Here is an 11942-nt window from a genome sequence, read left to right on the forward strand (position 1 = left end):
CGTGATGTTAACGGGAAGTAAGAAGAAAAACTATGGTGCCGAAAGGGAACGGCACCTTTAATTCAGTTATTTTGGCAACTGAATTTTACAGTCTTCGCTTTGGCGATAAATAATAAGCGTGTGGCCAATTACCTGAAGCTTAACTGAGTTGGTTTCACGTACAATGGCGTCCATGATAAGCGCTTTTTCTTCGCGATCATCAGTTGGCACCTTAACTTTAATTAATTCATGGTGACTAAGTGCGTTGTCAATTTCCGCAACCACACCTTCCGTTAGGCCATTCCCACCTAGTTGCACAACAGGTTTTAACGGGTGTGCAAGACCTTTAAGGAATTGTTTCTGTTTATTTGAAAGTTTCATCTAGTAATATTTCTTACAATTAATCTGTTAGTTTAAGCTTGAAATAACGTATTCTAACGCCATCTTCTCTACAATCCTAATGACATTGTACTGGAATGACAAAAAAGAAACACTCCGCCAGCAGTAAACGCTGGCTACAAGAACACGTTAACGACCATTATGTGCAAAAAGCAAATAAGGAAGGTTGGCGTTCGCGAGCTATTTATAAACTGGAAGAAATCCAGAAAAAAGATAAGCTTATAAAGCCAGGAATGACACTTGTAGACCTTGGTGCTGCGCCAGGGGGCTGGTCTCAGCTTGCTGCACAGCTTGTTGGCGACAATGGTCAAGTTATCGCGTGCGATATTTTGCCCATGGACCCAATAGTTGGCGTAGACTTTCTGCAAGGTGATTTCAGAGAGGACGCGGTTCTCGACGCACTATTGAACAGAATCGGTGGGAACACCGTAGATATTGTGTTGTCTGATATGGCACCGAACCTTGCAGGTAATGCTTCGGTCGACCAATCTCGCTCTATGTACCTTTGCGAACTAGCGCTAGATATGTGTCACCAAGTTTTGAAGCCTGGAGGTTCTTTTGTCATTAAGGTGTTCCAAGGTGAAGGTTTTGTTGAGTTCATGAACGCACTTAAACAATCTTTCACAACCATAAAGACGCGTAAGCCTGACTCGTCCAGATCACGTTCTCGTGAGGTGTATTTGGTGGCTTGTGGGTATAAAGTGTAGTACGCTTTGGGTTAAGCGGTTTTCGTTGCGAGTTGTGGCGTTTATTCAATAAACAACTTGTTGAATATACAAGCAATTCGGGTTTATAGAGGTTAGTAGCATTGAGCGATATGGCAAAAAATTTAATCTTATGGTTAGTCATCGCCGTTGTTTTAATGTCGGTTTTTCAGAGCTTTTCACCGAGTGAATCGTCTCGTTCACAAACTGACTACACAACGTTTTTGAGAGAAGCAGAACAGGGAAATATTCGTGAAGTTCGCATTAATAATAGTGGCGAAATTCGCGGTACAAAGCGTTCAGGCGAAACTTTCCAAACATTCGTACCTTACTTCGATGACAAGTTAGTATCTGACTTAGTTAAGAACGACGTAAGAGTGTACGGTGAACCACCGGAAGAGCAGTCTCTTCTAACGTCAATTTTCATTTCATGGTTCCCCATGTTGTTGCTTATCGGTGTGTGGATATTCTTCATGCGTCAAATGCAAGGTGGTGGCGGCCGTGGCGCTATGTCTTTTGGTAAGAGCAAAGCTCGCTTACTTGGTGAAGACCAAATCAAGACAACATTTGCTGACGTAGCAGGCTGTGATGAAGCTAAAGAAGACGTGTCTGAACTGGTAGACTTCCTTCGCGACCCATCTAAGTTTCAGAAACTTGGTGGTAAGATCCCGAAGGGCGTACTAATGGTAGGTCCTCCAGGTACAGGTAAAACACTATTAGCGAAGGCGATTGCCGGCGAAGCAAAAGTGCCGTTTTTCACCATATCGGGTTCTGACTTCGTTGAAATGTTTGTGGGTGTGGGTGCATCGCGTGTTCGTGATATGTTCGAACAAGCCAAGAAAGCAGCGCCGTGCATCATCTTTATCGACGAAATTGACGCGGTAGGCCGTCAACGTGGTGCAGGTTTAGGTGGTGGTCACGATGAGCGTGAACAAACACTTAACCAAATGCTAGTTGAAATGGACGGTTTTGAAGGTCATGAAGGTATTATCGTTATTGCGGCAACTAACCGCCCTGACGTACTAGATCCTGCGTTACTTCGTCCAGGTCGCTTTGACCGTCAAGTAGTGGTTGGTCTTCCTGACATCCGCGGTCGTGAACAAATTCTTAAGGTTCACATTCGCAAAGTACCTGTTGCCGACAACGTAGAACCTTCTGTCATTGCTCGTGGTACACCAGGTTTCTCAGGTGCCGATTTGGCGAACCTAGTAAATGAAGCTGCATTGTTTGCTGCTCGTGGTAACAAACGTTTGGTTTCAATGGAAGAGTTTGAAAAAGCGAAAGACAAAATCATGATGGGCTCTGAACGTAAGTCTATGGTGATGTCTGAGCCTGAAAAAGAAATGACAGCGTATCACGAAGCAGGTCACGCCATTGTTGGTCGCTTAGTGCCAGAGCACGATCCGGTTTACAAAGTATCGATCATTCCACGCGGTCGCGCGTTGGGTGTGACCATGTATTTGCCTGAACAAGACCGTGTAAGTCATTCTAAACAACACTTAGAAAGCATGATTTCTAGCTTGTTTGGTGGGCGTATTGCTGAAGCCATCATTTACGGCGACGACAAAGTAACAACGGGTGCGTCTAACGACATCGAGCGCGCAACTGAAATTGCACGTAAGATGGTGACTCAGTGGGGCTTGTCGAGCAAAATGGGTCCAATGCTTTATGCTGAAGACGAAGGTGAAGTGTTCCTAGGTAAGTCTATGTCTAAGGCAACGAATATGTCTGATGACACAGCACGTGCTATTGATGCCGAAATCAAGTCATTGATTGACAGCAACTACGAACGCGCTCAAAAAATCCTTGAAGACAACATTGATATCTTACACTCAATGAAAGACGCACTGATGAAGTACGAAACCATTGATGCTAAGCAAATCGATGATCTGATGAACCGCACTGATGTTCGTCCACCTGCCGACTGGGATGATAGCAAGCCGTCTGGTGGCGATAAGCCAAGCGGTGGTGCACCAGTTCGCGAAGGTGAAATTAAAAACGATGGTGTTGATAAACCGTCTGTAGGCAAGCCGGGCGATATTCCAAGCTAAGCCTCTACACTAATTAAAAAACGCCAGTTCAGCTGGCGTTTTTTGTTAGAGCAGGTTGATTTTAACCTAATTCTTATTGCTATCTCCGTGGGTTAAAATCAGTTTGCTTTATAGCTTCATCTTTAAAGAACAATAATGCGAGTAATTCATGCAGTTTGGAAAGCACTTCATCGATTTATCACAGTCACATGTGATGGGCATATTAAATGTAACACCTGACTCATTCTCTGACGGCGGCAAACATGCCGGTGTGACGCAGGCCGTTGAACACGCGCTTGGTATGCTTGAAGAGGGCGCAACCTTTATCGACATCGGCGGTGAATCAACGCGACCTGGCGCCCCGGATGTGTCACTGCAAGAAGAGCTTGACCGTACAATACCTGTTATTGAAGCTGTCGCTAAAAGGAGCGAGTGCGTAATATCCATTGATACTAGTAAAGCAGAGGTAATGCGCGAAGCGGTAAAAGCCGGAGCAGGGTTGATAAACGATGTACGTGCTTTGCAAGAGCCAGGTGCACTTGAGGCCGCCGCCAGTACTAATGTCCCTGTGTGCTTAATGCATATGAAAGGACAGCCTCGAACTATGCAAAACAACCCTGAATATAACGATTTAATTAAGGAAGTAGGTCACTTCTTAATGGAACGCGCTGGGGCATGTGAGCAGGCCGGCATTCCTAAAGAAACCATATTGTTCGACCCAGGCTACGGATTTGGTAAATCACTAGAGCACAATTATGCCTTGGTTAAACATCTTCCACGTATCATGTCGTTAGGTTATCCCGTGTTGGTTGGAATGTCGCGTAAATCGATGATAGGAAATTTGCTTAACAGAAAAGTTGATGAGCGCTTGGCGGGAAGCATAAGCCTCGCTACAATTGTCGCACAAATGGGCGCACAGATTATTCGCGTTCACGACGTTAAAGAAACAGCGGATGCTGTCAATATCGTGAAAATGCTGAATACGATTAAATAAGGAATAATAATGACCCAGCGCAAATATTTTGGTACCGATGGTATACGTGGAAAAGTCGGCGAGAGTAATATCAACCCTGAGTTTGTAACCAAATTAGGGTGGGCAGCGGGTAAAGTACTGGCGGGCCGTGGCACGAATAAGGTACTTATCGGTAAGGACACACGAATTTCTGGCTACATGTTAGAGTCCTCTCTAGAAGCAGGTTTATCGGCAGCAGGCATCAACATTGGCTTGCTAGGTCCTATGCCTACACCAGCCATTGCGTATCTAACTAAAACGTTTCGCTCTGAAGCGGGTATTGTAATCAGTGCCTCTCATAATCCTTTTTACGATAACGGAATTAAGTTTTTCTCTGCACAAGGTTTTAAGCTTGATGACGATATTGAGCTTGCTATTGAAGACATGTTAGAGCGCCCAATGACCTGCGTAGCGTCTGACAAGCTAGGTAAGGCAACCAGAATTGATGATGCAGCTGGCCGTTACATTGAATTTTGTAAAGGCACATTCCCGTCAGAGTTATCGTTAACGGGTATTAAAATAGTAGTAGATTGCGCACACGGTGCTACGTACCACATAGCGCCAAACGTACTTCGCGAGTTAGGAGCAACAGTAGTTGAACTGGGTACCACGCCGAATGGTTTAAATATTAATGACGGTGTTGGCGCAACCTCAATGGATGCGATAGTCAATAAAGTTAAAGAAACTGGCGCTGACCTTGGCTTTGCCCTAGATGGCGACGGCGATCGCATTATGATGGTAGACCACCTTGGTAATGTTTTAGACGGAGACCAGATTGTTTACATTATTGCTCGAGACGCGCTTAAAAATGGCAAGATGCAGGGCGGCGTAGTGGGTACATTGATGAGTAATCTTGGCCTTGAAAACGCACTATCGAAGTTGGGCGTTCCATTTGCTAGAAGTAACGTCGGTGACCGATACGTAATGGAACTTCTTCAGCAAAAAGGCTGGTCCATTGGCGGTGAAAATTCAGGGCACGTTCTTAACCTAAATATGAGCTCTACTGGAGATGGTATAGTAGCCGGACTTCAGGTGCTTGCCGCAATGCTGCGTTCGCATATGGATCTGCATGATTTATCGAGCGGTTTTGATATGTATCCACAAACATTGGTTAACGTGCGTTACGCCAACCAAGAGGTGGATTACCTCTCACACCAAGACGTACAAAACGCAAAGAAAGAAGCAGAGTCTGCGTTGGGCAAGACGGGTAGGGTACTTCTGCGTAAGAGTGGTACTGAACCGTTAATTCGAGTAATGGTAGAGTCCAACGACGATGCACAATCTCATAAATGGGCTGAGCATATTGCAGAAACTGTTCGTAATCTCGCCAATTAGTTGGCGTAGCAGGAAATTTTGCTTTTTGTGCTTGTATCTTTTCAATTAAATAGTTAATATCACGCCCGCTTTAAAGACAGGGCTAAGGTCTGCGTTGTGAGTGAAAATGTAAGAAAGCCATTCGTGGCTGGCAACTGGAAAATGAACGGAAATTTGGCATTAGTTGCTGAATTTAATCAAAAGCTGGCGAATGTAAAAGCTGATTCGGAAATCGTAATTTGCGCTCCTTCACTTCTTTTACACGCATTTGAAACCCATTCGTTTGCCATTGGTGCTCAAAACGTAAGTCATCTTAATAACGGCGCTCACACTGGTGAGTTGTCAGTTGAAATGCTTAAAGAAGCAGCTTGTGAATACGCAATTGTTGGGCACTCTGAAAGACGTGAAGACCAAGGCGAGTCAAGCGAACTTGTTGCATTAAAGGCAAAGCAATGTGTTTCTTCAGGTGTCGTACCCATCATTTGTGTTGGTGAGCCACTTGAAGTGAGAGAGGCTGATAACGTAGATTCGTTTGTCGGTGAACAGTTAGACGCTCTTGTTAATGCAATGTCTGTGGATGAACTAAGCAAAACAGTTATAGCTTACGAGCCGATTTGGGCAATTGGAACTGGTAAAACAGCCAGCCCTGAGCAAGCACAAGAAGTACACGAATTTATTCGCGGCTACTTTAATAAAGTGGACGCACAATTGGCTCAAGGCCTTCGTATTTTGTACGGTGGTAGTGTAAAGCCAGATAATGCTGAAACCCTATTTGCACAGAAAGATGTAGATGGCGGTTTAATTGGCGGAGCCAGTTTAAAAGCTGAAGATTTTATTTCAATTTGCCAAGCGGCAAACTGACGAGGTATTTATGATTTACGAAGTGCTTTTAGTAGCATACCTAATTGTAGCGCTTTTACTTATTGGTTTCGTGTTGATCCAACAGGGTAAAGGTGCAGATATGGGCGCTTCATTTGGCTCAGGTGGTTCAAATACAGTATTTGGTTCATCGGGTTCAGGTAACTTTATGACGCGTACCACCGGTATTTTAGCTGGTCTGTTTTTCTTTATTAGCCTCAGCTTAGGCGCAATGACTGCAAATCGTGAAAGTGTTGAAGACGAGTGGAACAACCTAGAAGTTCCAGCGGCTGTTGAAGAGCCAGTACAGCTTCCGGCTGACCAAGATGTGCCTGTTATTGAAGACGCGGCGCAAAGCGACGTACCAGCGGTTGAAGCAGATGCTTCTGATGTGCCAGCAGTTGATGCTTCTGATGTTCCAGCAGCTGATGGCTCTGAAGGTTCAAACTAATAATATAAAAATTTCGCGGAAGTGGTGGAATTGGTAGACACGCCATCTTGAGGGGGTGGTGAGCATAGCTCGTGCGGGTTCAAGTCCCGCTTTCCGCACCAATTAATAATAAAAGCCAGCGTTATGCTGGCTTTTTGCTTTTTGTAGTCTGCCCATTGTGCCAATCAATGTTTAGCGAATATGTGTCGAGTACAGAGTATTTGTAACAAAGCGTTAAAATCTAAAATTTACAGCATGTTATACCTGTCCCTATTATTATTAATCAGCTATTCTTAACTTCGACATTTATTTCGACTGCGTTAAAATTATAACGATCTTTACGGGGCACTATAGTGCAAAAGACACTAAGTCAGACTTTATTCCAAACCTTGTTAATAGGGATTGTAATAGCATCACTTCTGATTATTGGCGCTGTTTGGCGTTCCGCGAACACTCTTGTTGTCCAAAATATTGATCACGATATTCTTTTAGCTGAAAAAGTTTTTGATAAAGTCGTTGCCGACAGGCAAGCTGTCATTAAAAGTGTTTCAAAAGTTCTATCTCGTTCCTTTGATTTCAGACGTGCCGTTGGAACCGAGAATATTCCATCTATTGAAGCTGCATTTACGAGTTATGCTGATCGCCTCAATACACAAATTATCGCCTTAGTAAGCCTGGACCATAAGGTTGTTGCAACCCACACAGACTTATTCGAAGTTGGTCAGGATGTAGAAAGCAGTTTGTCGCTTGTCGCACAAGGGCGAGACAGCGGCTTTTTTGTTGTAAATAATAATCTAGTTCAGCTGAACCTACTTCGTGTAGAAATTCCTACACTTAGATATTACATGTTGATTGGTGTCGAATTTGACACCGCGCTACTTGAGCAGTTTAAGCAACTTGTCGATGCAGAAATCATCATTTCTGAGATAGGTACAGGCGAGGTAATAAAAGCGACATTAGATAAGACCGAAGCGCAAAGAATACTATCATCTGAACAAGATCCATCTTGGATAGACGTAACCTTCAAAAACGAATTAACTTATTTTGCTCGCCAAGTCAGTATCGGGTCTGAGCAGAATTTGCCTGTTGCCATTACATTAGCTGTAGATACAACCTCTTATTTCAACGCATTCACGCGTATTCAAATAACCATATTGGCTTTTTGCCTGTTAGCAATTCTTATCGCCATGGGCCTTTCTCTGTTATTGGCAAGAAATGTAAGCGAGCCTGTATCTAAATTGGTAAAAGCAGTAAACAGGGTGGCATCAGGAAGCTATGGGGCAACTCTTGAAGCACCGGCTAAACTTAAAGAAATAACTGAGCTTGCTAATGCGGTAGACAGCATGCAAGCGAGTATTAAAAGCCGTGAAAAGCACATACGCTACCAAGCAGAGCACGATGTGTTAACTGGGCTTTTTAATCGTAACTATGTTGAAACTTATTTTGAGTCTGAGCTTAGCCAAGGGCGAGCCGTTCAAGTTGTAGCGATAACCGTTATTGGGTTTAGAACCATAAACGACTTATATGGTTACTCAAATGGTGATAATACGTTGAAGGCTCTTGCTCAACGTTTGCAGCGCTGGCCCGGAATATCTGCACGACTAGCAGGCGGCGAGATACTGTATATTTCACATGAGTCGCTGAATGATGACCAGCTAGAAACCCTAAAACATATACTCGAACAACCTGTCGAGAGTAACCTTATTGCTATTCCCGTAAAAGTAGCCATGGCAATTATTGAGTGCCCTCAAGATGCTTCTTCGTCTGAAGAGCTTTTCAGAAAGATGAATATAGTAACCGATGAAGCGATTCATAGCGGTAGTTGGTTTGTACGGTATCGAACCGACCTAGAAGACAAGTATAACCGTCGCCTTTCAATTACAACGGAGTTGAAACGGGTACTTGCTAGTCAGCAAAACGAACTGTCTATGGTCTATCAGCCAAAGGTTGACTTACAAACTATGAAAGTTTGTAGCATGGAGGCGTTGATCCGCTGGAATAGCAGTACTCTTGGTTTTGTTCCACCAGACGAGTTCATTACCATCGCTGAGCAGGCAGGTTTGATTGAACAGGTAACGATGTGGGTAATGAAGCAAACCATTACTGACTTATCTTACTTTAGGTCGAAAGGTTATCAGTTTACCGTTGCAATGAATCTGTCTACGCAAGACATTCAAAATAAGGTGTTACTGAGCAAGCTCGTGGCATTGCTTACTCAAAAGGGACTATCACCTGAAGCTTTAGAACTCGAAATTACCGAAAGCGATTTAGTTGCTGATGCGTCGCTGGCAATTGAAAACCTGAGCGAATTGACTGCTCGAGGCTTTCACTTCGCTATTGATGATTTTGGTACTGGCTATTCGTCATTGGCCTATTTAAAAAACCTACCTGTTAAAACTATCAAAATTGATAAAAGCTTTATACTTGCTCTGGCTAGCGATGAGAACGATCAGCAAATTGTTCACACCGTGCTTAGTTTAGCAAGCGTTTTCAATTTGAAAGTGGTGGCTGAAGGCGTGGAAGACGTTGCGTCTCTAAAGATCTTGAAAGATTGGGGATGCGATATTGCACAAGGCTATTATATAAGCCGTCCGCTGAACCGTTCAGACCTTGAAGATTGGCTTCAAAATACGCCTTTCGGTGAATAGCTTTATCATATGGAAAAGTTTATTTTTTAGTGTACGCAATGCTTTAGTGTTGTGCATATAGACATACCTCGCTGACTTGGCCTTGTTCACGCAGCTTGGCATTGTTCATGCAAAAAACAATAGTGAGACGTTAAAAAACGCTCCGCAGGCCTAAATTTATCACCGTGTGTGAGTATTTTGCCTAATGAGTTGTGAAATTACTTCAAAAACAAGGAATTTATTATGGACATCATTCGTATACTTTTATCAATTTTACTTCCACCACTCGGCGTATTTTTACAAGTTGGCCTAGGAGCACATTTCTGGATTAATATTCTGCTAACTATTCTTGGTTATTTCCCGGGTGTTATCCACGCTATTTATATCATTGCTAAAAAGTAGTTAATCTAGGCACTTTAGCTGGACGGCTAAAGTGCGTAAGGCGTTGTAACTAAGAGAAATCGGATACAAAAAAACCAGCGTTATAAGCTGGTTTTTTTATGCTTTGTTAAAAAATGAATGAAGCGCAGAGCGCGCTTCATTTTTGTAAACTATGCAGTAACTTTTTCTTCATCTAATTCTTGTTTCATCTCTTTTTGATATTCATCAGCAAGCTGTGTTTTTTGGCGTTCATTTAGAACACTGCCTGCAACTTGGAAAAACTCCTGTTCTTCGTCGGCAAGGTGGTGCTCAACTTTTTCTTGCAGGCTTTTTAAATGACGCAACCAAGCGGGTGAACTCATGTCAGTTTCATCTAGCTTTTCAAGTAACTCGTCAATTTCATGGTGTTCTGCAATACCGTGACGGGTTAAATCTACTGTCGAATCTTTCTTTAAAAGATGGGTATAGAAATGACGCTCTTCTGCAATAGCATGACTTTCAAGCTGTGTTTTTAACTCTTCATAGTATTCACGACGGGCAGCAGTGTTACCGCTAGTTTCAGCCAAAATCTTTAACAGTAAACGTTGCTTTTCATGGTCTTGACGTAGTGCTTCAAAAATTTTCATGGGAAATTCCTTTTGTAAATTTAAAAGTGTATGAGGCTTTTAGCAATGCGAATTTTATTCCATGAATCTTACGTATCTAACTTAATGAATTTACTTACTTTATTGGTGTTGAGGATGCAAAGTAGGCAAGTTTTGCCAAAAGTGGAGAGCAAGTTTTACACTGAGGTTGCCGATAAATTCACGGCGGCGTTACCGTAAACTTATCGACAAGCTGTAATAAAGGGAGGGTTATACGCCTTGCGCGACCATGGCGTCAGCAAGTCGCCTAAACGATGCTATGTTAGCGCCTTTCATATAGTTAACGTAGTTAGTATCACCACTGTTGGCTTGTCCTTCTGCAACACAGCGCTGATGGATACTCTCCATAATAGAAAACAATTGATCATCCAGCGTACTAGCGTCCCGTTGATTGAACATTGCATTTTGGCTCATTTCTAAGCCTGATAAAGCAACACCGCCAGCGTTTGATGCTTTACCCGGTACATAAACTATTTTGGCATCTAAAAAGCGTGCTTGAGCATCGTTTGTACATGGCATATTTGCACCCTCTAGTACCATTTGGCAGCCATTATCGAGCAATGCCTTCGCATCTTCTTCAAGCAGCTCGTTCTGAGTTGCGCAAGGAAGGGCAATATCACACGCTAAATGCCATGGTTTTTTATTGGCTACCCACTTGCCCAGGTTCTCGTCAGCCATATCTTCAAGGATATTATCACGATTTGCGTGGTTATCTATTGCCCATTTTATAGCTGTATCAGTTAGCCCATCTTCGTTGTGTAGAAGTCCTCGACTATTGGAAAGGGAGATAACCTTACCCCCTTTTTCCACCGCTTTGAGTGCAGCGTGCAGCGCGACATTACCTGCGCCTGATACAGCTATAGTCTGACCTTCAATTTGCGTGTCTTGGTGCTGACAGACGGCTTCTAGAAAGTATATTAAACCAAAACCTGTCGCTTCTGTGCGTACATAGCTGCCGCCAAACTCTAGGCCTTTGCCAGTTAATACGCCCTCAAACCTATTGTTTAACCTGCGGTATTCTCCATATAGATAACCAATTTCACGGGCACCCACGTTGATATCGCCAGCGGGTACATCGGTGTTAGCTCCTATATGCCGCTGTAGTTCCCGCATAAATGCTTGGCAAAACAGCATAATGTCTCGGTTTGTTCGGCCTTTAGGATTGAAGTCTGAACCGCCTTTACCGCCACCCATAGGAAGGCCAGTTAGTGCATTTTTAAAACATTGCTCGAAGGCTAGAAACTTTAACACCGACAGGTTCACGGTAGGGTGAAAACGCAGGCCACCTTTGTACGGCCCCATTGCCGAGTTGTGCTGCACACGCCACCCTTGGTTAACCTCAATATTTCCTTCGCTGTTCATCCACGAGATAGTGAAATAAATCACTCGCTCGGGCATACAAATGCGTCTGACTATATCGAAGGTTTTGTAGTCTTCATTTGCATTGTAGATGGGAACAATATCTTCCAGGACTTCACGTACAGCTTGAAGGTACTCGGTTTCATTTGAAAACTTCTCATTTAGAAACGTAAAAATTTCTTCAAAATTACTTGTTTGAGCCATG

At 43.4% G+C, this 11942-nt stretch carries 11 protein-coding genes and 1 tRNA gene; 9 read left to right on the top strand and 3 right to left on the bottom strand.

From position 1 onward, the window contains the following. Positions 1-66 precede the first annotated feature (66 nt). A complete protein-coding gene (yhbY, locus tag ACYX4M_RS15835) occupies positions 67-360 on the bottom strand; it encodes a ribosome assembly RNA-binding protein YhbY (RefSeq protein ID WP_014949363.1) in 294 nt (97 codons plus the stop codon). A gap of 95 nt (positions 361-455) precedes the next feature. Here yhbY and rlmE point away from each other — a divergent pair, with 95 nt between their 5' ends. The 9 genes from rlmE to ACYX4M_RS15880 all read left to right on the top strand — a co-directional run bounded on the left by rlmE (position 456) and on the right by ACYX4M_RS15880 (position 9755). Next, complete coding sequence (gene rlmE, locus ACYX4M_RS15840; RefSeq protein WP_014949364.1) at positions 456-1085, top strand: 23S rRNA (uridine(2552)-2'-O)-methyltransferase RlmE; 630 nt, start codon at positions 456-458, stop codon at positions 1083-1085. Positions 1086-1186: 101 nt separating this feature from the next. Continuing rightward, positions 1187-3133, top strand: a complete 1947-nt coding sequence (ftsH, locus tag ACYX4M_RS15845) for an ATP-dependent zinc metalloprotease FtsH (protein WP_179983328.1) — start codon at positions 1187-1189, stop codon at positions 3131-3133. Between the two features lie 148 nt (positions 3134-3281). Beyond that, entirely contained in the window at positions 3282-4106 is an 825-nt protein-coding gene (folP, locus tag ACYX4M_RS15850; protein ID WP_476080837.1) for a dihydropteroate synthase, read from the top strand. Between the two features lie 9 nt (positions 4107-4115). Beyond that, positions 4116-5459 (top strand): phosphoglucosamine mutase, encoded by a 1344-nt coding sequence (gene glmM / locus ACYX4M_RS15855; RefSeq protein WP_476080838.1) that lies wholly within the window; start codon positions 4116-4118, stop codon positions 5457-5459. Positions 5460-5555: 96 nt separating this feature from the next. Beyond that, complete coding sequence (gene tpiA / locus ACYX4M_RS15860) at positions 5556-6299, top strand: triose-phosphate isomerase (RefSeq protein ID WP_476080839.1); 744 nt, start codon at positions 5556-5558, stop codon at positions 6297-6299. A gap of 10 nt (positions 6300-6309) precedes the next feature. Continuing rightward, entirely contained in the window at positions 6310-6747 is a 438-nt protein-coding gene (gene secG / locus ACYX4M_RS15865; protein WP_476080840.1) for a preprotein translocase subunit SecG, read from the top strand. Positions 6748-6762: 15 nt separating this feature from the next. Next, a tRNA-Leu gene (locus ACYX4M_RS15870) sits at positions 6763-6848 on the top strand. Positions 6849-7079: 231 nt separating this feature from the next. Then, positions 7080-9374 (top strand): putative bifunctional diguanylate cyclase/phosphodiesterase, encoded by a 2295-nt coding sequence (locus ACYX4M_RS15875; RefSeq protein WP_476080841.1) that lies wholly within the window; start codon positions 7080-7082, stop codon positions 9372-9374. A gap of 222 nt (positions 9375-9596) precedes the next feature. Beyond that, on the top strand, positions 9597-9755 hold the full coding sequence (locus ACYX4M_RS15880) for a YqaE/Pmp3 family membrane protein (protein ID WP_015067141.1): 159 nt from the start codon (positions 9597-9599) through the stop codon (positions 9753-9755). A gap of 149 nt (positions 9756-9904) precedes the next feature. Here ACYX4M_RS15880 and ACYX4M_RS15885 read toward each other — a convergent pair whose 3' ends face one another. After that, the gene (locus tag ACYX4M_RS15885) at positions 9905-10360 is read right to left on the bottom strand and encodes a hemerythrin domain-containing protein (RefSeq protein WP_476080842.1); all 456 of its coding nucleotides are present in this window, start codon (positions 10358-10360) and stop codon (positions 9905-9907) included. Between the two features lie 228 nt (positions 10361-10588). After that, entirely contained in the window at positions 10589-11941 is a 1353-nt protein-coding gene (gene gdhA, locus ACYX4M_RS15890) for an NADP-specific glutamate dehydrogenase (RefSeq protein ID WP_476080843.1), read from the bottom strand. Position 11942 lies beyond the last annotated feature (1 nt).

This window comes from Alteromonas sp. ABV4_150, from assembly GCF_056311745.1.